Source organism: Thauera aminoaromatica S2 (assembly GCF_000310185.1).
Lineage (GTDB): Bacteria > Pseudomonadota > Gammaproteobacteria > Burkholderiales > Rhodocyclaceae > Thauera > Thauera aminoaromatica.
In genome coordinates this window covers 1-20577 of record NZ_AMXD01000071.1, presented here as the reverse complement: position 1 = coordinate 20577, position 20577 = coordinate 1, and the positions used below count along the sequence as shown (strand labels likewise).

At 71.1% G+C, this 20577-nt stretch carries 20 protein-coding genes; 6 read left to right on the top strand and 14 right to left on the bottom strand.

What is annotated here, in order from left to right:
• From C665_RS11855 to C665_RS11845, 3 genes are all read left to right on the top strand, one after another.
• Nucleotides 1-579: tRNA (adenosine(37)-N6)-dimethylallyltransferase (locus C665_RS11855; protein ID WP_004310687.1), on the top strand; the 579-nt coding region annotated here is incomplete at its 5' end.
• 14 nt (nt 580-593) lie between these two features.
• The gene (locus tag C665_RS11850) at nt 594-1139 is read left to right on the top strand and encodes a DUF1415 domain-containing protein (RefSeq protein ID WP_004310685.1); all 546 of its coding nucleotides are present in this window, start codon (nt 594-596) and stop codon (nt 1137-1139) included.
• A gap of 214 nt (nt 1140-1353) precedes the next feature.
• Nucleotides 1354-1575 (top strand): HP1242/YdcH family protein, encoded by a 222-nt coding sequence (locus C665_RS11845; protein ID WP_004310683.1) that lies wholly within the window; start codon nt 1354-1356, stop codon nt 1573-1575.
• A 62-nt stretch (nt 1576-1637) separates the two neighbouring features.
• Here C665_RS11845 and C665_RS11840 read toward each other — a convergent pair whose 3' ends face one another.
• The 4 genes from C665_RS11840 to C665_RS11825 all read right to left on the bottom strand — a co-directional run bounded on the left by C665_RS11840 (nt 1638) and on the right by C665_RS11825 (nt 6719).
• Nucleotides 1638-4709, bottom strand: a complete 3072-nt coding sequence (locus C665_RS11840; protein ID WP_004310682.1) for an efflux RND transporter permease subunit — start codon at nt 4707-4709, stop codon at nt 1638-1640.
• A gap of 3 nt (nt 4710-4712) precedes the next feature.
• Nucleotides 4713-5879 (bottom strand): efflux RND transporter periplasmic adaptor subunit, encoded by a 1167-nt coding sequence (locus C665_RS11835; protein WP_004310680.1) that lies wholly within the window; start codon nt 5877-5879, stop codon nt 4713-4715.
• Between the two features lie 149 nt (nt 5880-6028).
• Complete coding sequence (locus C665_RS11830) at nt 6029-6454, bottom strand: VOC family protein (RefSeq protein ID WP_004310678.1); 426 nt, start codon at nt 6452-6454, stop codon at nt 6029-6031.
• 13 nt (nt 6455-6467) lie between these two features.
• Nucleotides 6468-6719, bottom strand: coding sequence for a hypothetical protein (locus tag C665_RS11825; protein ID WP_004310676.1), 252 nt, complete (start codon nt 6717-6719; stop codon nt 6468-6470).
• Nucleotides 6720-6817: 98 nt separating this feature from the next.
• Here C665_RS11825 and C665_RS11820 point away from each other — a divergent pair, with 98 nt between their 5' ends.
• Entirely contained in the window at nt 6818-7603 is a 786-nt protein-coding gene (locus tag C665_RS11820) for a Mut7-C RNAse domain-containing protein (protein ID WP_004310674.1), read from the top strand.
• A gap of 5 nt (nt 7604-7608) precedes the next feature.
• Here C665_RS11820 and C665_RS11815 read toward each other — a convergent pair whose 3' ends face one another.
• Nucleotides 7609-8085 (bottom strand): hypothetical protein, encoded by a 477-nt coding sequence (locus C665_RS11815; protein ID WP_004310672.1) that lies wholly within the window; start codon nt 8083-8085, stop codon nt 7609-7611.
• A 174-nt stretch (nt 8086-8259) separates the two neighbouring features.
• Between C665_RS11815 and C665_RS11810 the strand changes: the two genes are divergently transcribed.
• Nucleotides 8260-9462, top strand: coding sequence for an MFS transporter (locus C665_RS11810; RefSeq protein WP_004310671.1), 1203 nt, complete (start codon nt 8260-8262; stop codon nt 9460-9462).
• A 10-nt stretch (nt 9463-9472) separates the two neighbouring features.
• Here C665_RS11810 and C665_RS11805 read toward each other — a convergent pair whose 3' ends face one another.
• The 6 genes from C665_RS11805 to C665_RS11780 form a co-directional block, all read right to left on the bottom strand.
• Nucleotides 9473-9916, bottom strand: a complete 444-nt coding sequence (locus C665_RS11805; protein WP_004310670.1) for a bacteriohemerythrin — start codon at nt 9914-9916, stop codon at nt 9473-9475.
• 156 nt (nt 9917-10072) lie between these two features.
• Nucleotides 10073-11446 carry an NnrS family protein gene (locus C665_RS11800; RefSeq protein WP_245537164.1) on the bottom strand — a complete coding sequence of 458 codons (1374 nt, stop codon included), beginning with the start codon at nt 11444-11446 and terminating at the stop codon, nt 10073-10075.
• A gap of 38 nt (nt 11447-11484) precedes the next feature.
• The gene (locus C665_RS11795; RefSeq protein ID WP_004310668.1) at nt 11485-12393 is read right to left on the bottom strand and encodes an ABC transporter ATP-binding protein; all 909 of its coding nucleotides are present in this window, start codon (nt 12391-12393) and stop codon (nt 11485-11487) included.
• Complete coding sequence (locus C665_RS11790) at nt 12390-13181, bottom strand: ABC transporter permease (protein ID WP_004310667.1); 792 nt, start codon at nt 13179-13181, stop codon at nt 12390-12392. Before C665_RS11790 ends, C665_RS11795 begins: the two co-directional genes overlap by 4 nt.
• Nucleotides 13178-14224 (bottom strand): ABC transporter substrate-binding protein, encoded by a 1047-nt coding sequence (locus C665_RS11785; RefSeq protein WP_245537163.1) that lies wholly within the window; start codon nt 14222-14224, stop codon nt 13178-13180. Before C665_RS11785 ends, C665_RS11790 begins: the two co-directional genes overlap by 4 nt.
• A gap of 1 nt (nt 14225) precedes the next feature.
• On the bottom strand, nt 14226-16277 hold the full coding sequence (locus C665_RS11780) for a TonB-dependent receptor plug domain-containing protein (RefSeq protein ID WP_004310664.1): 2052 nt from the start codon (nt 16275-16277) through the stop codon (nt 14226-14228).
• A gap of 205 nt (nt 16278-16482) precedes the next feature.
• Here C665_RS11780 and C665_RS11775 point away from each other — a divergent pair, with 205 nt between their 5' ends.
• Nucleotides 16483-16692 (top strand): hypothetical protein, encoded by a 210-nt coding sequence (locus C665_RS11775; protein WP_004310662.1) that lies wholly within the window; start codon nt 16483-16485, stop codon nt 16690-16692.
• Nucleotides 16693-16844: 152 nt separating this feature from the next.
• Here the strand turns inward: C665_RS11775 and C665_RS11770 are convergent, their stop codons facing one another.
• From C665_RS11770 to C665_RS11760, 3 genes are all read right to left on the bottom strand, one after another.
• Entirely contained in the window at nt 16845-17699 is an 855-nt protein-coding gene (locus C665_RS11770) for a UDP-2,3-diacylglucosamine diphosphatase (RefSeq protein ID WP_004310661.1), read from the bottom strand.
• A gap of 3 nt (nt 17700-17702) precedes the next feature.
• The gene (locus C665_RS11765) at nt 17703-18929 is read right to left on the bottom strand and encodes a glycosyltransferase family 4 protein (RefSeq protein ID WP_004310660.1); all 1227 of its coding nucleotides are present in this window, start codon (nt 18927-18929) and stop codon (nt 17703-17705) included.
• A gap of 88 nt (nt 18930-19017) precedes the next feature.
• Nucleotides 19018-20577: L,D-transpeptidase family protein (locus tag C665_RS11760; RefSeq protein WP_004310659.1), on the bottom strand; the 1560-nt coding region annotated here is incomplete at its 5' end.

Sequence of the window (20577 nt, the reverse complement as noted above, 5' to 3'; positions counted from 1 at the left end):
GAGGCCGCCGGGCGCGGCTGGCCGGCGCTGCACGCCGAGCTCGCCCGCCTCGACCCCGAGGCCGCGGCACGCCTGGAGCCGGGCGACGCGCAGCGCATCCAGCGCGCGCTCGAGATCGTCCGCCTTACCGGCCGCCCGCTCGCGGACAGCTACGCGAAGAAGGAAGACGACCCGCTGCCTTGCCGGCTGCTGCCGATCGCGCTCGCGCCCTCGGATCGCGGCGCGCTGCACGCGCGCATCGAGGAGCGCTTCGACGCCATGCTCCACGCCGGCCTGGTCGACGAGGTTCGCCAGCTGCGCGCGCGCTATCGGCTCGACCCGTCCATGCCCTCGATGCGCTGCGTCGGCTACCGCCAGGTGTGGGAATACCTCGACGGCGGCACCGGCTACGACGAGCTGCGCTTCAAGGGCGTCGCCGCCACCCGCCAGCTCGCCAAGCGCCAGCTCACCTGGCAGCGCCAGTTCCGCGAGACCTGGCCGGGCTTCGTCGAGCTCGACTGCCTGCGCCCCGACCTCCCCGAGGCCGTGCTGCACACCGCCTTGCGGCTGCTGCACGACCTTCCCCTGCATCCCGCCTGAACGGAACCGCTCCAATGGATGAACAGATCATCGCCGACGTCGAGCAGTGGCTCGACGAGGTCGTCATCGGCCTCGACCTCTGCCCCTTCGCCGCCCGCCCGCGGCGCGAGAAGCGCGTGCGCATCGCGGTCAGCCACGCCACCACCGCCGACGCCCTGCTCGAAGACCTGCAGGCCGAGCTCGAGCGCCTCTCCGACACCCCGGTGGCGGAGCTCGAGACCACCCTGCTGGCGATCCCCGACATGCTGGAGGACTTCGCCGACTACAACGACTTCCTCGACGCGGTGGACCTGTGGGTCGAGCAGTTCGGCTGGGAGGGCGAGCTGCAGGTGGCGAGCTTCCACCCGCAGTACCAGTTCGCCGACACCGAGGCGGACGACCCGGGCAACCTGACCAACCGCTCGCCCTGGCCGCTGCTGCACATCATCCGCGAGGAGAGCCTGGAGAAGGCGATCGAGCATTACCCCGAGGTCGACCGCATCCCCGAGCGCAACATCGCGCGCATGAACGCACTCAGTGGCGAGGAGCGCGCGAAGCTGTTCCCCCACCTGTTCGGATGAGGCACCGAGGAACTTTCGATCAGTTTTCCTGCTCGCCGCAACAGCCCGGCAAATGCCATCCGCAAGCGGCCCGAAGCGGGTCGACGACCACGGGCCACACCCGCCCGCCACGCTGGCCGCGCACCGGAAGCGGGAGTAGACTGGTGCCAAGCGGAAAGTTTTTCCTTTGCCCCAGTTCGTAGCCTTTGCAATCCAGAACCAAGGAGTTCTTCCCATGTTCCCCGAATATCGCGACCTGATCACCCGTCTCAAGCACAACGACCGCCACTTCACCCAGCTCTTCGAGAGGCACAACGAGCTCGACCAGAAGATCCACAACATCGAGACCCACGTCGTGCCCGGCACCAGTCTCGAGATCGAGGTCATGAAGAAGGAAAAGCTGGCGATCAAGGACCAGATCTACGCGTACCTGAAGAGGGTCGAAACCGAAAGCTGATCACCCCCCCGGCACCGTGACGAACCCCGCAAGCGCGACCGGCGCGGCGGGGTTCTTCGTTTTCAGGAGGCGGCTCCCTGCGCGACCGCGACCGGCGCTTCGCGCTCGCGCCGCGCCAGCAGCGTGTACACCGTCGGCACCACGAAGAGCGTGAAGAAGGTGCCGATCAGCAAGCCCCCCACGATCACCCAGCCGATCTGCTGGCGGCTCTCGGCGCCCGCCCCGGTCGCCAGCGCAAGCGGTAGCGAGCCCAGCACCATCGCCCCGGTCGTCATCAGGATCGGCCGCAGGCGCAGCACCGCCGCCTCCACCACCGCCTCGCGCAGCGCATGTCCGTGCTCGCGCAGCTGGTTGGCGAACTCCACGATCAGGATGCCGTGCTTGGTGATCAGCCCGACCAGCGTCACCAGGCCGATCTGGCTGTAGACGTTGAGCGTGCCGCCGGTCAGCCATAGCGCGCCGAGCGCGCCGGTCATCGACAGCGGCACCGTCAGCATGATGATGAAGGGGTCGCGGAAGCTCTCGAACTGCGCTGCCAGCACCAGGTAGATGAAGGCGAGCGCGAGCAGGAAGACCAGCGCGAGGCTCTCCGCGCTGGTCTTGAACTCGCGCGACTGGCCGTCGTAGTCGGTGCTGTAGCCCGGCGGCAGGATGCGCGCCGCGGTGTCGTCCATCCACTGCAGCGCCTCGCCCAGGGCGTAATCGGGCGCCAGGTTGGCCGAGATGGTCACCGAACGGCGCTGGCCGAAGTGGTTGAGTTCGCGCGGCGCCACGCGCTCGCTCACCTGCACCACGCTGGTCAGCGGCACCATCTCGCCGGTGCGCGCACGCACGTAGATGTCGCGGATGTCGCGCGGGTCGCGGCGCTCGCCGGCGCCGACCTGCACGATCACGTCGTACTGCTCGGCGTCCTGCTTGTAGCGCGTGACCTGGCGACCTCCGAGCATGCTCTCGAGCGTGCGCGCGATCACATCGACGTCGACCCCGAGGTCGGCCGCGCGGTCGCGATCCACCTCCACCGCAAGCTCGGGCATCGTCAGCTTGAGGTCGGTGTCCGGCGACAGGAAGCCGGGGTTGTCGCGCATCGCGTCGAGGAAGGTGTCGGTCACGCGCGCGAGCGCGTCGTAGCCCTCCGAGGTCGCCACCACGAAGCTCACCGGCCGCGAGCGCGCACTCTGCCCGAACGAAGCCGGCATGATCGGGAAGGCATTCACGCCCGGCACGGCGCGCAGCTTGGGCTGCAGTCCGCTCGAGATCTCCCCGGCCGTACGCGTACGCTCCGACCAGTCGGTGAAGCCGACGAAGGAGATGCCCTGCGACACCGTCGGGTTGCCGGCGATCACCAGATAGCGATCGACTTCCGGCAGGCCGGCGTAGATGCGCTCGATCTCCTCGGCGTAACGCGCCATGTAGTCGAGCGTGGCGCCCTCCGGGCCGGTGAACATGCCGATCACCCGACCGCGGTCCTCCAGCGGCGCGAGCTCGCTCTTCAACTGCCCCATCAGCCAGACCGAGCTCCCCGCCACCACCGCGAACACCAGCATCACCAGCCAGCGCGCGCCCAGCGCCAGCTCGAGCACAGCGCGATAACCGCCGGTGAGCCAGGCCAGGAAACGCTCGATGCCGTTGTAGATCCGTCCGTGCGTGGGCTCGTGACGCAGCAGCTTCGAGCACATCATCGGCGACAGCGTCAGCGCGACGAAGCCCGACACGATCACCGCGCCGGCGAGCGTGAGCGCGAACTCGGTGAAGAGCTTGCCCGTGCGCCCGCTCATGAAGGCCACCGGCGCGTACACCGCGGCCAGCGTGATCGTCATCGCCACCACCGCGAAGCCGATCTCCCTGGCGCCCTTGAAGGCGGCGGCGACCGGCTCCATGCCGTCCTCGATGTGGCGGTAGATGTTCTCCAGCACCACGATCGCATCGTCCACCACCAGCCCGATCGCCAGCACCAGCGCGAGCAGCGTGAGCGTGTTGATCGAGAAGCCGAGCACCAGCATCAGCGTGAACGCGCCCACCAGCGACACCGGGATCGTCACCAGCGGCACCAGCATCGCCCGCCAGTTGCGCAGGAAGAACAGGCACACCGCGGCCACCAGCAGCACCGCCTCCCAGATGGTGGAGAACACCGCGTCGATCGAGCGCTCGATGAACACCGTGGTGTCGTTGGCGATGGTCATCGACATGCCTTCGGGCAGCTCGGCCTGCAGCCGCGGCATCATCTCGTCCAGGCCACGCTTGAGGTCGAGCGGGTTCGCCACCGATTGCTTGATGAGGCCGATCGACACCGCCGGCCGCCCCATGAAGCGCACCGAGGTGCGCTCGCTCTCGGGTGCCACCTCCACCCGGCCGACGTCGCGGATGCGCACCGGGTAGGCGTCGGCGGTGTCGCCCTGGCGCAGCACGATGGCGCCGAACTGCTCGGGCCGGGCGAGGTCGGTCTGCGCCACGACGGCGAACTCGCGCTCGCGGCTCTCGATGCGCCCGGCGGGCAGTTCCACGTTCTGGCGCCGGATCGCGTCTTCCACCTCCTGCACGGTCAGGCCGAAGGCGGCGAGGCGGTCGCGATCGAGCCACACCCGCATCGCCGAGCGGCGGTCGCCGAACAGGCGCGCATCGGCCGCACCGGGCAAGGTCTGCAGACGCGGCTTGATGACGCGGTTGGCGAAGTCGCTGATCTCCATCGGCGCGTGGCGGTCGGAGGAAAAAGCCACCCAGATGATCGGGCTGGCGTCGGCCTCGACCTTGGCGATCACCGGCTCGTCGATGTCGTCGGGCAGGCGCTGGCGCACGCGCGACACGCGGTCGCGCACGTCGGCCGCAGCCGAATCGGCGCTGCGCTCGACGCGGAAGCGCACCGTGATCTGGCTGCGCTCCTGGCGGCTGATCGAGGACAGCACGTCCACGCCCTCGATGCCGGCGAGCGAGTCCTCCAGCGGCTTGGTGACCTGCGACTCGACGATCTCGGCGCTGGCGCCACGGTAGCGCGTATCCACCGTCACGACCGGCTCGTCGATGTTGGGGTACTCGCGCACGGTGAGCCGCGAGTACGACATCAGGCCCACCAGCAGCACGAGCAGCGACAGCACGGTGGCGAACACCGGGCGGCGGATGCAGAGCTCGGAGAGGACCATCGCTCAGTCCGCCCGCGCCACGCCGCCCGCGGCCAGCTTCACCGCCGCGCCGTCGCGCAGCTTGAGCTGGCCGGCGGTCACCACCACCTCGCCCGCCTGCACGCCCTCGACCACCTCCACCATCGCGTCGCGCCGCGTGCCGGTGCGCACCTCGACGCGCTGCGCCTTGCCCTCGGCGACCCGGTATACGAACTGGGTGTTGCCCGGCGCCGGCACCAGCGCGGCCTCGGGCACCATCACGACGTCGGCGCGCTCGGCGAGGATCAGGCGCACGCGTACGAACACGCCCGGGCGCAGGCGCAGCTCGGGGTTGGGCAGGCTCGCGCGCAGCCTGAGCGCGCGCCCCTGCGCATCGACCAGCGGATCGATCGCCTCGACCGTGGCGGCGAAACGCTCGCCCGCCAGCACGTCGCTCGCGATCTCCACCGTCTGCCCGGGGCGCACACGGTCGAGGTAGAGCTCGGGCAGGCGGAAATCCACCTTCAGCGTGGCGATGTCCTCGAGGTTGATCATGGCCTCGCCGTCCTTGACGAAGTCGCCGGGGCTCACGCTGCGGATGCCCACGACGCCGGCAAACGGCGCGCGGATCTGCATGCGCGCGAGCCTGGCCTGCGCGAGCGCCACCCCGGCGCGCGCCACCTCGAGCTGCGAGCGCGCGTTGTCCAGGCTGCTGCGGCTCACGAAGCTGCGCGAGAAGAGGTCCTGGCTGCGGCGGAAGTTCGATTCGGCCAAGGTCAGGCTGGCGCGCGCCTGCTGCAGCTCGGCGCGCTGCACCGCGGCGTCGAACTCGATCAGCACCTCGCCGCGCCGCACCGCCTCGCCATCGCGAAAGCGGATCGCCTCGATCCGCCCCGACACCTCGGGACGCAGCACCACCGACTCGTTCGACACCAGCGAGCCGACCGCGCCGACGTCGTCGGCGAGCGCACGCACGCCCACGGTGTGCGTCTCCACCACCACCGGCCCGCCCTGCGAGCCACCCGCAGCGCCCGCGGCCCCCTTCGCGCCCGCAGTCCCCGCCGCAGGCGGCACCGCTTGCACGCCTGCCGCCTGCGCCCGCGCGCCCCCCGGCGGCAAGGCCGGCGGACGGTTTGCATACCAGGCATAGGCGCCCAGCGCGGCGAGACCGACGAGGCTGAGCGAGAGGACGAAGCGGCGGCTGGAAGGCATCGGGAAACGAGGAGTCGGGCGTGAGGAGTGGAGAGCGTGGCTCGGCGCGAACCGCCAGTTTAGGGACAAAGGCGCGCGCTGTCCGGTTCCGCGCCGCGGGACGGTCGCGTTGCGCCGGGCTGCATCCGCTCAGTCAGCCTGCGCGGGACTCAGTCGTCCGCCAGCGGCCATTTCGGGTTCCACGCCACCTCCCACGGATGCCCGTCGAGATCCGCGAAATAGCCCGCATGGCCACCCCAGGCGGTGTCGCGTGGCGGACGCAGAATTCGCGCACCCGCCACCGCGGCCTCGGCCATCACCTCGGCGACCTGCTCGCGCCGGGCGACGTTGTGGCTCAGCAGGCAGCCGCTCGTGCCCGACGGCGGTTCCGCGACGCCGGCCTCGACCGCGAGACTCGTACGCGGGAAGAGCGCCAGCCGGATCCCGGGCTGCAGCGCGAAGAAGGCGACCGCCGAATGCTGCGCCGCACTCCCCACGATGCCCTGCGTCGGCCAGCCCAAGCCGTCGCGATAGAAGGCGACGGCGCGCTCGAGATCGTCCACCGCGAGCGTGATCACGCTGAGGCGCGGCTTCATGCGCACACGCGGCTCAGCGGCACTGCAACTGGCCGGACTGCGCGTGCACCACGCACTGCAGCGGACCGCACTGGCAGTTGTGCAGGACCGAGGGCGGCGCCTCCGCGAGGCGCAGGCCGCGCGAACAGACGCATTCCTCCGGCATCGCCGGGCCCACCGGCTGGGCGATCGCGCCGGCGGGTGCCGGGACCGCGGCGAGGACGAGTACGGCCACCGCGGCGGCGGAGAGCCCGGAAAGCGTGACGAACAGGGCGCGGATCTTCATCTTCGATCTCCTCGGACGAACCAGCCGACAGCGTAGCAGCAAGCGCCTGCGGCGCGCGCTATGCTGTGGCGGTGCTCGATCGAGGGAATGCCCTGCCCATGTCCGACGCCACCCCCGTGCCCCTCTCCCCCGCACGGCTCGTCTCCTTCCGCTTCCATGGCGAGTTGGCGGCCTTCCTCGCCCCGGCACGGCGCGACCGCAGCTTCGAGGTCCGCTGCGCGGCCGACTCCAGCCTCAAGCACGTGATCGAAGCGCTCGGCGTCCCGCACACCGAGGTCGGAAGGGTGCTGGTCGACGGTCGCCCGGCGCCCCTCGAGCGCCGCTTGTGCCCGGGCGAGCGGGTGTCGGTCCATCCCCATGCCGCGCGCTGCGGGAAGCCCTGCCCGTCCCCGCCGCCGCGCCTCATCGCCGACGCCCATCTCGGCGGCCTGGCGCGACTGCTGCGCCTGGCCGGCTTCGACACGCTCTACGACAATCACATCGAGGACGCCACGCTCGTCGCCACCGCCGTGCGCGAGCGGCGCGTCGTGCTGACCCGCGACCGCGAACTGCTCAAGCGCCGGGACGTCGCCGAGGGCTGCTTCGTGCATGCGCTCGAGCCGGCGCGCCAGGCGGTCGAGATCCTCCGCCGCCTCGGACTCGCCGGACACGCCCGCCCGTTCTCGCGCTGCCTCGAATGCAACGCGGCACTGCACGAAGTCTCGCCAGCGGCGGTGGTGCAGCGCCTGCCGCCCGCGGTGCGCGCGCGTCACACACACTTTTCCGCCTGCGCCGGCTGCGGCCGGGTGTATTGGGAAGGCTCGCACTGGCAGCGCCTGCACGCGCGCATCGACGCCCTGCTCGCGCAGGCGCGCGCGGCGCCGCAGGACGAGGCCACGGACTGAGGGCCTCAGTCGGCTTCGCGCGCCAGCGCCCACAACACCAGCGCGGCGAAGCCGAACAGCAGCGCCCACTTGAGCGCCGAGCAGGTGGTCGACAGCAGGTACAGCCCATGCATGCCGAAGCGCGGCATCTCGGTCAACCAGGCGTGGAGCGCATTCTCCACCGCGTCGAACACGGCCGCGAGCGGCAGGACGAAGCGTGCCGCAACGCGTGCCCGCCCGGGCAGCGACGCGAACAGCGCCGTGCGGGTCGCGAGCAGCCAGCCGAAGCTGCCATAGGCCAGCAGCAGCAGGCTGTCGACCGGAAGGTGGAGGCGGTAGCGGGCAAGATCCCCGGGCGACCACACATGGACGATCTCGCCGAAGCCGCGCGGCGTCCACGCGAATTGCAGCACGGTCACGCCCGGCTGCAGCCCCGCGGTCATCCAGAGGGTGACGACGGCGAGCACAACCACCAGCAGTCCCGACAGATACACGGCGCGCATGCGCGAACCTCCGAAGTGAGAGGCACACGGGGTGCCGACACGAGTCCGGCCGCGGCGGCGGGTCGCCGGGATTGTAGCCGGGCCTTGATCGGCAACAGACGACGGTCGCGGAGGTCGAAGTATCATGCGGCGCACCCGCCTCCGAACCCAGCGCGCCGACACCGCGCCGACACCATGACCGGACCTCATCTCCTGCCGCTGCTGCTGCTCTACGCCCTGATGCTGCCGGTCACCGGCATGGTGCCGGTGCTGCCCGAGTTCACCGCGCAGCGCTTTCCCGGTCTGGGCCAGTTCGCCAGCCACTTCTTCATGTCGATCAACATGATCGGCGCGCTGCTCGGCGCGCCGATCGCCGGCCTGCTCTCCGACCGCCTCGGCAAGCGCCGCCTGCTCGCGGTAGGCGCGCTCGCCGTGAACGGCATCGCGCTGCTGGGCATCGCCTGGGCCTGGCGCAGCACGGAGAGCTACGCGCTGCTCCTCGCGCTGCGCCTCGTCGAGGGCTTCGCCCACATGTCGGCGCTGTCGCTGCTGATGGCGCTCGCCGCCGACCACGCCGGCAAGGCCGGGCTGGGCGCGCGCATGGGCGCGGTAGGCGCCTCGATCAGCCTGGGTGTGGCCACCGGCGCGCCGCTCGGGGGCATCATCGGCGACATCGACCCCTTCTGGGTGCCCGTCGGCGGCGGCCTGCTCTCGCTGGCGATGGCCGCGCTCGGCTTCGTCCGCCTCGCCGAGGGCGGCGGCACGCGGCCGCGCATGGCGGCATCCGAGATCGTCGACACCCTGCGCAACCGTCGCCAGTTGCTGATCCCGCTCGCGTTCTCCTTCGCCGACCGCCTCACCGTAGGCTTCATCGTGTCGACGCTGTCGCTCTACCTCGGCCTGGTGATCGGTTTCGATGCGCGCCAGATCGGCATCGCGATGGCGGCCTTCCTGATCCCCTTCTCGGTGCTCACCTGGCCCGCCGGCCACCTGTCGCGGCATTGGGATCCGTTGTGGATGATGGTGATCGGCAGCGTGCTCTACGGCGTCTTCCTCGCCGTGCTCGGCTTCGTCCCGGGCGATCGGGTGGTGGCGACGATGGCCGCGGGCGGCGTGATCGCGGCGCTGATGTATGCGCCCTCGCTGGTGCTGGCCGCGCAATATGGCGGCAGCGACTGCCGCGCCAGCGCGCTGGCCGCCTTCAACATGGCGGGCTCGCTCGGCTTTGCCGCCGGCCCGCTGCTCAGCAGCGCGCTGCTCGCCTTCTTCGGCCTGGTGCTGGAACGCCCCTACCCGCCGGTCTTCGTGGCGATCGGGCTGATCGAGGTCGTGCTCGCCCTCGCGGTGCTGCTGCTGGTGCGCCGCGGCCGGCTGCAGGCCGGCGCCGCGACGGCCTGAGGGCCCGGGTTCAGACGACGTCGATGTCGCTCGCCTGCCGGGCCGGCGCAGGTTCGTCGCCGCTCTCGACATAGGCCGCAAACTTCATGTCCTCGCCGACGATGTGATCCACCAGCCAGCCGCGCAGGAAGTCGACCGTGTCGCGATCGATGCGGATGCGCCCGTCCTCGAAGTGGCCCTGCAGCACGAAGATCTGCTCGAACAGTGCCTCGTGGATCGCCTGGTGGCGCGCCAGTCCCGGGTAGCCGCTGGCGCGCATGATCTCTTCCTCGCGCGCGAAGTGTTCCTCGGCGTACTCGACCAGGCGGTTGAGCACGCGCGCGATGTCCTTGCGGTCGCGGTTCTGTTGCCACGCAAAGTGAAAATCGTTGACGCGCTCGAACAAGGCGCGGTGATCCTCGTCGATCTTCGCGTTACCGGTGCAATAGTCGGCTTTCCAGTTGAGCAGCGCCATCGTCGGGTCTCCGGGCTCGGACGGCGATTCCGCTGCGGAGCCATCCACGGCCGCCAGCTTAGCGCGTTCGGTGCCAGCACTGCCACGAACCCTGTCACGCTGGCCTGCGTCGGTCCGACCCGAGCGCGGCGCCATCACCGCGGGCCTGTGCCCGCATCAGGGCGGGACGGCCTCGGCTGCCCGGGGAGCGTGGTATTCCTCGCACCCGGCACCGCCATCCACCCGCGCGGCCACGAACAACACGCCCAACCGCCACGCGGCCAGCGCGAAGGCTGTGATCCAGGCCAGCGTGGCAAGCAACTGCAAGGCGGATGCGGGCATGTCGGGCAGGCCGGCGGCCGCGCGCAGCAAGGCCGCGAGCACGATCGAGACTGCCGCCGCCCCCACCCGCGGACGCTCGTCGAGCGGGTAGCCGGCGTGCGTGCGCCCGGCGATGCAGAGCACCGCCAGGATGGACAGGCCCATCGCGCCGATCGCCAGCAGGTGAGTCCCGGCGCTCGGTGCCAGCGGCGCCCCCAGACGGGCGAGGCCGAGCAGCAGGTAGCCGAGCGCCAGCAGCCAGTACACCGCATAGAGCAGGAAGGCCCAGCGCGTGAACAAGGCGCGCCCGACGTGCCAGTCGTTGAGCAGGTTGAACACCGCCGCCGCCGCGCCCAGCCCCAGCCAACCGGTGATCGGCGAGCCCGGCAGGAGGTATTCGGCCACCGTATGGACCGCGATCGCCGCGATCGCCAGGTTGCGCCGCGGCGGCCGCGCGCGGTAGGAAGGCAGTTCCAGCTCGGCCTCCTCGTCCCGGCGCAACGTATGCGCGGGCAGGCGGCGCGCGCGCGCGGCGTCGAGCGCGTCGTTCATGACGCGCATCGAGATCCGGCTCATCGCCACCACCACCAGCGTCATCATCACGCCCAGCCCCACCAGCACCCAGCGCATCGGGTACTCGCCGCGCAGCACATCGAGGTGGAAGCCCGCCACCGCCATCGCCATCGCCGCCAGGCCCCACTGAAAGCCGAGGTGGCGACGCTCGGGGTCGCGCCACAGCCGCGGCGCCACCGCGGCCAGCAATGCGCAGGCGAAGCCGATCTCGAGCAGGGCCGCGGGCAGGTGCCCGATCCATCGCGCAACGGCCTGCCCCTCCTCCCCGCCGAGCCAGCTCTCCGCGACGGCGGCGAGCCCGCCCGACAGCCAGAAGGCCGCGCGCGCCGCCAGCCACAGCAGTACCAGACGCAGCACAACCCGCGGCGCGAACGCCGGCGTGGCGGTGAACTCCGGTACCGCGGTGAGCACGAAGCCCGCCACCGCGGCGAGCCCGAAGCCGAACATCAGCTCGTGCGCGTGCCACACGAAGGGGCCGCCCGCGACCGCCGGCAGCGCCAGGCCGAAGCCGAGGAAGCCGCCCCAGGCGAGCAGCACCAGCACCGCATGGAGCGCGGTGAGGAGGAAGAAGGGCCGGAAGCCGCACATGAACAGTGGCCGTGCCGCAAGCCGCACGCTCCAGCCCGATTGCGCATTGCCCGCCCCCTTCCCGGTCACGGCCCCGCGTCCAGCATTCATCGTCCTGTCACCCATGCTCATGCCCCGCAACGCTTGCCGCCCTGCACCGGGATCGGTCTGGAAGTCGGGCTCGCCAGGCGCAGCCCGGACAGCGGCTCAGCGCGTGCGGCGGCGGCCAGCCCGCCTTGCCGCACGAACTCTGGCCGCGGCGCAGATCCCGCTCGATCCCTCGCCACCGCCGGTGGCAAGCCGAAGCTCGCGCGTACGTCCGGCACCTGCAGCAGCTCTGCGGTGTGCCGGTACACCCAGGCGTCATCGCGCCGGGCCGCCGGGCGGTCGAGCTCGAAGCGGCACACGATGCGCCCGGGCGCGGGCGCCATCACCAGGATCGCATCCGACAGCCGCACCGCCTCCATGAGGTCGTGGGTGATCATCAGCACGCCCATGCCGCGCTCGGCCTGGTGGTCGAGCAGCAGGCGATAAAGCTCTTCCTTGAGGCCGACGTCCAGTGCCGAGAACGGCTCGTCGAGCAGCAGCAGCTCGGGCGCGAGCACCAGCGCGCGCGCCAGCGCCACCCGGCTCTGCATGCCGCCCGAGAGCTGGTGGGGGAACTTGTCGAGGTCGCGGTGGGCGAGTCCGAGGCGCAAGGCCAGCGCGCGCGCGCGGAAGTGGCGCTCGGCGCGCTTGACGCCGGCCGCCTTGAGGCCGAGCGCGACGTTGTCGAGCGCGCTCTTCCAGGGCAGCAGGCGCGGCTGCTGGAACATGAAGGCGGTGGAAGCGAAGCCGCTGTCCACCCGGCCTTGCTGCACCGTCAGCAGGCCAGCCGCCAGGTGCAGCAGCGTGGTCTTGCCGCAGCCCGAGGGTCCGACCAGGGCCACGACCTCGCCCGCACGCACGCGGAAGTCGATGCCAGAGAGCACCTCGTCGCGCGCGAAGGCATGGGAGAGCCCGTGCACGCGCAGCTCGGCAGTCGAAATCGCGTTCATGCACCCTGCTCCCGCCAGCGCTCGACCTCACGCTTGATCGGCTCCAGCACCAGGTACTCCACCGCCAGCAGCAGGCCGACCACCGCGGCGATCCAGGCCATGGTCGCGGCGGTGTCCAGGTGCGAGCGCGACACCGCGAGCGCCGCGCCCACACCGTCCTGGGTGGCGAGCAGCTCGGCCATCACCACCACCTTCCAGGCCGTGCCGAGCGCGGCGATCCAGGACGGGAACAGGTAGGACACCACGTGCGGCAGGTACACGTCGGTGAGCATCATGCGGCGTGGCAGGCGGAAGGCCGCGGCCATGCCGTGGAGCTGGTTGTCGAGCGTGCGCGTGCCCTGCAGTGCGCCGATGAAGATCACCGGGAAGGACGCCACGAACACGGTGAACACGGGTGTTCCATCACTCGCGCCGAACCACAGCATCGCCAGCACCAGCCAGGCGATCGGCGGCGTGCCCATGAGCACGGTGACGAGCGGACGCGCCATCATCGAGGCGGTCATCGACAGCCCGGCGACCAGGCCGAGCACGCTGCCGGCGACCACCGACAGCGCGTAGCCGGTAAGCGCGCGGCGTGCGGTGGCGGCCAGTTCCGGCCACGCCGCGCCACTGTCGATCAGGCCCCACAGCGTGGCGAAGGCCGCGCGCGGGTCGGGCATGACGAGCGGGCCGTAGGCGAGACTCACCGCCTCCCAGGCGGCGAGCAGCAGACAGAGGCTGGCGATCGCGCCCCAGCCACTCCACAGGTAGGCCGGCAAGCCGGCCAGCCAGGCGCGCAGCAGGTTCATGGCGCCTTCGCTCCGCCGTAGAAGCCATCGTCCGGCAGCTTGCCGCCGACCAGTGCGGGATTCTTCGCCACCAGCTTGGCGAACAGGTGCTCGAGCTCGGCACGCGCATCGCGGCTCGGCACCACCTCGAGCTGGCTCACCGCGATCGAATCGGCCACCGCCTCGGCGCTGAGCACGTCGATGCGCGCCGCCACCGCCTTGCCGCAGGCCGCGGCGTTGACCTTGCACCACGCGAGCGCGCGCGCGTACTCGGCCTCGATGCGCGCCACCAGCTCGGGGCGCTCGCGCAACGCGCCCATGACCGCGATGCCCGCCTGCGGGATGCGTGCCGCACGCGCGAACACCCGGCCCCACTCCTTCTGCAGGTCCACGCTGCGGTGCAGCTCGGGCGCGATCACGCTGAGCGGGAAGGACCCGGTCTTGCGCAGCGCCATCGAGGCCGCCGGCTCGGCGAGCAGCGCGTGGTCGACGCGGCGCATCACCAGCAGCTGCATCGCGTCCACCGGGCTGGCGACGTAGCGCAGGTTCAGGTCCTTCCTCACGTCCATGCCCTGCCCTTCGGCAAGGAGTTGCAGCACGATGTCGGGCATGTCGCCGCGAAACGGCATCGCCAGCTCCTTGCCCCGCAGGTCGGCCAGCGACTTCAGCGCCGGATCGCGCGACACGAGCCACAGCACACCCCAGGTCGACACGTTGATCAGCTGCAGTTTCGCGCCGCGGTTGTAGAGGTTGGCGGCGACGTTGGTCGGCATCGCCAGCACGTCGGCGCGCCCGTCGAGCGCCATCACGCGCAACTGGTCGGGGTCGCGCCACGGCACGAACTCGACCACCTCGGCGAGGTCGGCGAGCGCACCCGAGTCGACCATGTGGATGAGCGCGTTCGACACCGCGGCCGACGGACCGGCCAGGGTCAGTTTGGCAAGCTTCTGCCCCTGCGCATGGACGATGCCGGTCACGAGCAGGAAGGCGCACACCACGCAGACGTGCATGACCGCGCGCATCCACGCCGGGGGCGCCGTCGGGCGGCGACGATCCTGGCCCATGTCAGAAGCTCCCGTTCAGGCTGAGCGCCACGCCACGGCCGGGCGCGGCGAGTTCGTTGCCGGACACGCCCTCGGTCTGGTGCTCGTGATAGCGCTTGTCGGCGAGGTTGCTCAGCTGCACGGCCAGCCCGGCGGATTCGAAGGCGCCGAGCTTGCCGAAGCGCCAGCCGAACTCGGCGTCGGCGGTGACGAAGCCGGCGGTGGGGTTTTCGGTGCCGTTGGAGAACCGGGTCGCGATGCGGTCCTGCTCGGCGACCGCGCGCAATTGCGCGCGCCACCAGAAGCCACGTTCGGCCGCCTGGCCAAGCCCCAGGGTCAGCTCGGGCGCAGGCATCTGGAACAGCGGCTCGTCGTCCTGATGGTTCTCGCCGCGCAGCCAGGTGAAGCCCGCGTCGGCGACGAAGGCGCCGACCGGCATGCTGGCGCTGCCCTCGATGCCGTAGATCGTGACCTTGTCGAGGTTCTCGGTGAGCTTGAAGGGCAGGCCGTTCTGCGGATGCACGGCCCCGGTGACACGGCCGGCGATGTAGTCGTCGATGCGCGTATAGAAGGCGGCAAGCTGGTACCGCAGGCCGGCGCCGCCCCGCTTCAGGCCGAGTTCGAGACTGGTCGACACCTCCGGGTCGAGCTGCGGGTTGCCGACATGGAAGTAGCCGTCGCCGCGCGCCGAGTCCTCGAAGCGCTCTCGCATGTCCGCCGCGCGGTAGGCGCGGCCGAGGTTGGCGTAGGCGCTCAGGCGCTCGCTCAGCGGCTGGATCGCACCGAGCGACCACGACAGGTTGTTGTCGGCGTTCTCCAGCCCGGTGGTCTGCGTCATGCCCTTGCGTTCAGCGTCACCGGTGACGCGATCGAAACGCGCCCCAGCGACGATCCGGGTATCGCCGAGACTGAACTCATCCTGCACGAAGACGCCCGCCGACTCGATCTCGCCCTTGTCGAAAGGATCGTTGCGCAGGTTGTTGTCGAAGGCCGGCGGATTGTTGTCGATGTAGCGCTCCGGATCGCCGCGCATGCGCCAGAGGTCGGCACCCACGGTCAGCAGGTGGTCGGCGCCGAACGGGAACAGGTACTTCGCCTTCGCGCCATCGGTGACGAAGCGGACGTCGTTACGCACATAGTCGCGCTGCTTGGCCGACGAGAACGCGCGGATCTGGCGGAACACTTCCTGACGGTAGAGCTCGGCCGACAGCGTGCCCTCGCCCAGCTTCGCGTCCACGCCAAGCTCGTAGAGCTCGCGGCGCTGCTCGGGAGAATGGATGGTCGCGGTGCCGAGCGGCTTGGGGATTCCGGCGCCGGTGCGCGCCGATCCCGGATACCACACATCCTCGTCCTCATGCCGCTGCAGGTTCACCCGCAGGGTCAGGTCCTCGCTCAGCTTGTGCTTGTACTTTGCCAGCAGCGTGTCGGACTGGTAACCGGTGCGATCCTCGCGGCCGTCCGGGCTGCGGTAGTCGTCCACGTCACGCCCGGCCACGCCCAGCACCAGCGCGCCGTGCGCGCTCGAGCGCGTCAGCAGCGCGGCACCGGCGACGCCCTTGTCCACGCTGGAGAAGCGCGCGCCGACGCGCCCGCCCACCGCCTCCTCGGCGCTGAAGCCGACATCGGGCGTGATCAGGTTGACCACCCCGCCCATCGCGCCGCTGCCGTACAGCACCGAGCCCGGCCCCTTGACCACCTCGGCGCGCTCGAGCAGGCCGAGGTCGAGGAAGGAGGCGATTGCGCCCTGCGGCTGCGCCGAGTTCATGCGCACGCCGTCGACCATCACCACCACGCTTTCCTTCTTGAGCCCGCGCAGCACCGGGTTCTGCCCCCAGGCACCGTCCGACTGCGCCGCCAGGCCGGGCTTGCCGCGCAGCAGCGCGCCCGCGACCGTGCCGCCGGCCGCCGGCGCCTGCAGGATCTCGACCGCCTGCGGGGTCTCCAGGGTGTCGGCGGCGTAGCCCTTGGCGGTGACGGTCTGGGCGCCGAGCAGGGTCTCGGCATGGACGAGGCTGGAAACGGGGAAGGCGGACAGGCCGAGGACGGCCACCGCGAGCGGGCGCAGACGAAGCACGATGGAAAGCTCCAGGAAGTCGGGTTCCCGGGCTGGCTGGCGACGGCTGGCATGCCCGAACAGGAAGATCAGGGAGCGATACTATCGTAATGCGAATTGTTCGCACTTGCGTTTTATCAAATTCCGCCCGCGCGACCCGGCTTTTCGCCAGCCGCCGCTATCATGCGTACGCAAACCCTCCCCTCGATCTCTCCCGCCCCCGCCGATGAAGCTCTCTCGCCTCTACCGCCCGCAAGACCGCCGCTTCTGGCTGATGATCGTGCTCAACCTGCTTTCGGCCATCCTTGCCTGGCTCCTGCGCAGCTGGCCGCTGGTTCCGCTGGCGACCGTCGTGGTGGCGCTGTTCGCGCTCGGCAACGCCGCGCTCGGAATGTTCATCGCCTGGGATCTGCTGCGCGACGAGCGCGAGGATTGAGCCGACTGGCCGCTGGCCCCAGGCAGCGGGAAGCGGTACATCGCGGCGGCCAGTTTCGCGCCTTGCGGCGCTCCTACCGAAAACCGCCACTGTCCCTGCCGATGCAGGAGCGCCGCAAGGCGCGAATGCGGCGGCCGAGGGGCCTCGCGGGTTCAGATGTCCGGCATCAGGTAGATGCGCTCGGCACCCGCCGGAACCGGCGCCGATTGCGGTCGAACGGACGCGGGCCTCGGTGCAGGCAGCGCCGGCAGCGGAGCGAGCGCGTGCGCGCCCAGCGCGCCCCACTGCAGCACCTCGATGCGGCCGTCGTGGTGCTCGACGACGGCGCTGCAACTATCCACCCAGTCGCCGCAATTGAGGTAGCGGATGTCGCCGATGCGGCGATCCGAGGCCCAGTGGATGTGGCCGCAGATCACCCCGTCCACCCCGCGCTGCTGCGCGGCGTGGGCGACCGCATCCTCGAAGTCGAAGATGAAGCTCACCGCCTTCTTCACCTTCTGCTTGGCGTAGCCCGCGAGCGACCAGTATCCCGGCACGCCGAGCAGGCGACGCGCACGCGACAGCAGCAGGTTGATGCGCACCAGCGCGTTGTAGGCGACGTCACCCAGCAGCGCCACCCAGCGGTGGTGGCGGGTGACCTGGTCGTACTCGTCGCCGTGCACCAGCCAGTAGCGCCGGCCGTCGGCGGCGTGGTGGATCCATTCCGACTCGACGCGGATGTCGCCGAAGGCGACGCCGGCATGCTCGCGCAAGGCCTCGTCGTGGTTGCCCGGAATGAAGATCACCTGGCAGCCGTGGCGGGCGCGGCGCAGCACCTTCTGCACCACGGTGTTGTGGCTGGGCGCCCACTGCACGCTGCGCTTCATCGCCCAGAAGTCGACGATGTCGCCGAGCAGGAAAAGGTAATCCGACTCGTGCTCGCGCAGGAAGTCGAGCAGGCGCTCGGCCTGGCAGGCACGGGTGCCGAGATGGACATCGGAGAGGAAGATCGCGCGCACGCTGCTCATGGTTCAGGTCTCCTCCGGGCGGGGTTCGGACAAATCGAGGGGCCGGCCGCTGCCCGCCCGCCACACGCGCAGCAGGGCCGCGGCGAAGCGATCGTTCACCCGCTCCCAATCGATCGCCTCGGCGCTGCGGCGCGCGGCGCGCGCGAGCTCCGCGCGCAGCGCATCGGCCCCGGCCATCTGTACGGCACGCGCGATGAAGCCCTCTTCGTCGCCACAGGCCACGCTGGCACCGTTGCCGAGGTCGCGGATCACCTCGGCGGCGGCGGCGTAGTCGTAGGCCACCGGGCACACGCCGCTCGCCATCGCCTCGAGGGTGACGTTGCCGAAGGTCTCGGTGAGACTGGGGAACAGGAACAGATCGGCCGACGCATAGTGCGCGGCGAGGTCCTCGCCGTGACGCATGCCGACGAAGACGGCGTCGGGGTGGGCGCGCGCCAGCGCCGCACGCTGGGGGCCGTCGCCGACCAGGACCATGCGCGCGTCCGGGCGCAGGCGGCGGATCGCTGCGAAGGCGCGCATCGCGAGGCCGAGGTTCTTCTCCGGCGCCAGGCGGCCGACGCTGATCACCGCCAGCCCGCCCGGGGGTAGGCCCCAGGCACGGCGCAAGGCCTCGTCGCGGCGCGCCGGCGAATACAACGCGGTGTCGACCCCGCGCGAGATCACCTCCACGCTGCGGTAACCCTGCGCCGAGAGTTGCGCCGCGAGCGCCGCGGTTGGCACGAAGGTCGCCGCGCTGCGGTTGTGGAAGCGGCGCAGGTAGGCCGCCACCGGCTGGCGCAGCCAGCCCATGCCATAGTGGCCGCTGTAGTGGTCGAAATTGGTGTGGAAGTCGGAGCTGACCGGGATGCGCAGCTTGTTGGCCGCGGTGACCGCGGTCCACCCGAGCGGCCCCTCGGTCGCCACGTGCACCAGGTCCGGGCGCTGGCGCGACCACTCGCGCACGAGACGCACCCGCGCCGGCAGCCCGAGCTTGAGGCCGTCGTAGCGCGGCAGGCGCAGGCCGCGGGCGAGCACCTCTTCCAGGCCCTCGCCGTGCGCCGCGGTCTCCCCGGGGCGCTGGCGCGGGCGGATGAGCTGTACGCCGTGGCCGCGGCGGATGAGGCCGTCGACCATCCGCCCCAGGGTCATGGCCACGCCATTGACCTCGGGCGCCCAGGTCTCGGTCACAAGCGCGATGCGCAGGCGCGGCGCGCGGCAGAGGTCTTCGGTGGTGTAGTCGAGCGTTCTCATGGCCCCGCAGACTAGGGGGGCCGCAAGACAGCGGTGTTACGCCGGCATTGCCGCGAGCTTACCGCGGCGCGTGCCGGGGGCCACAGCTTCAGCGCGCCGGCGCGGGCGCATCGAGCGCGGCCACGATCGCCGCGTCGTAGCCGTAGATGTCGTTGCGCAGCAGCACCCTGCCCGCCTCGTCGAGCGCCGCGGTGGCGTAGTGCAGCAACACCTTGACGTCGCGCCCCACGTCCACGGTGCGCGTGCGCCCGCTGTCGAGCGCCGCCTGCAGCGCCTGCGCGCTCCAGCGCCCGCTGTCGGCGAGCAGCAGCACCGCCAGCTCCTCGGGCTTCTCCACGCGCACGCAGCCCGAGCTGAGCGCACGCTCGGCGCGCTTGAACAGGGAGCGCGCGTTGGTGTCGTGCAGGTAGATCACGTAGGGGTTGGAGAGCGAGAACTTGATCCGCCCGAGCGAGCCGTCGGCACCGGACTGCTGCTCGACGCGATAGGGAAAACCGCTCTGGCGCGCCCCGCTCCAGTCGATGGTGGCGGGGTCCACCGTCTGCCCGCTGCGATCGACCACGCGCAGGCGCCGGTTGGCGAGATAGGACGGGTTGCGCGCTGCGCCCGGAATCACGTCCTCGCGCAGGATGGTGGGTGGCACCACCCACTTCGGGTTGAGCACCAGATGGGTGACGCTGTCGAGCAGCGAGGGGGTGCGCCGCTTGGGCTTGCCGACGATCACCCGCGAGGACCACACCGGCTGGCCGTCGAGCACGAGGTCGGCGTGGTAGCCGACGATGTCCACCAGCAGGCGGTCGCCCTGCAGGTCGCTCGCCACCCAGCGCAGGCGCTCGAGGTTGGCGCGGATCTGCGCCACGCGCTGCGCCGGGCTGGCGTTGAGCGCCTCCAGGGTCTGCGCCCCGAGCACGCCGTCGGCCTGCAGGCCGTGCGCGGCCTGGAAGCGCTTGACCGCCTCGACCAGAGCTTCGTCGTAGTGGGACTTGTCGCGCGCCTCGGACACGCGCTCGCCCGCGGCGGCCAGGCGCGCGCGCAACGAGGCCACGCGCGAGCTGCTTGCACCGGGCTTGAGGGTGGGCCCGGCGGCGACCTTGGGCCAGTCGCCCACGGCGAGCCGGCCTTGCTGGGCGAGCAGCTCGGCGCGCAGCGCGCGGTAGAGCGGCAGGTCCGGCGCGTACGCGTCGACCGCGGCGGCCAGATCGGGCGCCTGCAGCACGCGTGCAAGCTCGGCCGCACGCTCGTAGGGCCTGGGCGGCGGGGTGAAGTTCCACTCGCGGTAGAGCGCGCGCGGGTCGACCTTGCCATGGCGGAGCTGGAAGAGCAGCGCGGCCAGGGTGTCGGTGAGCAAGAGCTCGCGCTCGGCCGCACGCTCGGGATCGGCCGCGGGGACGGCACCGGCGCGCAGGCGGGCGGGGGCGAAATCCGCCGCATCCAGCCCATGCCCGCGTACCGCCTCGACCGCCGCGAGCAGGGCGTGCACGCGCGCAGGTTCGGTCCACACCGAGCGGTAGGCACGCGCGAGGTAGAACAGCGCGATGGGGTCGTCGGCCGTCGCGGCGCGCTCGCGCAGGCGCTGCTCGATGCGCAGCGCGAGCGCGGAGTCGCTCGCGGCCGGCTCGACCGCGACCACCGCGGCCTCGCCAGCCGC

Excerpts from the sequence above, each read along its gene's own strand:
- C665_RS11785 (WP_245537163.1), bottom strand. The coding sequence starts at position 14,224 with ATGGGCCAGGATCGTCGCCGCCCGACGGCGCCCCCGGCGTGGATGCGC.
- C665_RS11835 (WP_004310680.1), bottom strand. The coding sequence starts at position 5,879 with ATGCCTTCCAGCCGCCGCTTCGTCCTCTCGCTCAGCCTCGTCGGTCTC.
- C665_RS11775 (WP_004310662.1), top strand. The coding sequence starts at position 16,483 with ATGAAGCTCTCTCGCCTCTACCGCCCGCAAGACCGCCGCTTCTGGCTG.
- C665_RS11815 (WP_004310672.1), bottom strand. The coding sequence starts at position 8,085 with ATGCGCGCCGTGTATCTGTCGGGACTGCTGGTGGTTGTGCTCGCCGTC.
- C665_RS11765 (WP_004310660.1), bottom strand. The coding sequence starts at position 18,929 with ATGAGAACGCTCGACTACACCACCGAAGACCTCTGCCGCGCGCCGCGC.
- C665_RS11805 (WP_004310670.1), bottom strand. The coding sequence starts at position 9,916 with ATGGCGCTGCTCAACTGGAAAGCCGACTATTGCACCGGTAACGCGAAG.
- C665_RS11795 (WP_004310668.1), bottom strand. The coding sequence starts at position 12,393 with ATGAACGCGATTTCGACTGCCGAGCTGCGCGTGCACGGGCTCTCCCAT.
- C665_RS11810 (WP_004310671.1), top strand. The coding sequence starts at position 8,260 with ATGACCGGACCTCATCTCCTGCCGCTGCTGCTGCTCTACGCCCTGATG.
- C665_RS11820 (WP_004310674.1), top strand. The coding sequence starts at position 6,818 with ATGTCCGACGCCACCCCCGTGCCCCTCTCCCCCGCACGGCTCGTCTCC.
- C665_RS11840 (WP_004310682.1), bottom strand. The coding sequence starts at position 4,709 with ATGGTCCTCTCCGAGCTCTGCATCCGCCGCCCGGTGTTCGCCACCGTG.
- C665_RS11830 (WP_004310678.1), bottom strand. The coding sequence starts at position 6,454 with ATGAAGCCGCGCCTCAGCGTGATCACGCTCGCGGTGGACGATCTCGAG.
- C665_RS11845 (WP_004310683.1), top strand. The coding sequence starts at position 1,354 with ATGTTCCCCGAATATCGCGACCTGATCACCCGTCTCAAGCACAACGAC.
- C665_RS11850 (WP_004310685.1), top strand. The coding sequence starts at position 594 with ATGGATGAACAGATCATCGCCGACGTCGAGCAGTGGCTCGACGAGGTC.
- C665_RS11790 (WP_004310667.1), bottom strand. The coding sequence starts at position 13,181 with ATGAACCTGCTGCGCGCCTGGCTGGCCGGCTTGCCGGCCTACCTGTGG.
- C665_RS11825 (WP_004310676.1), bottom strand. The coding sequence starts at position 6,719 with ATGAAGATCCGCGCCCTGTTCGTCACGCTTTCCGGGCTCTCCGCCGCC.
- C665_RS11770 (WP_004310661.1), bottom strand. The coding sequence starts at position 17,699 with ATGAGCAGCGTGCGCGCGATCTTCCTCTCCGATGTCCATCTCGGCACC.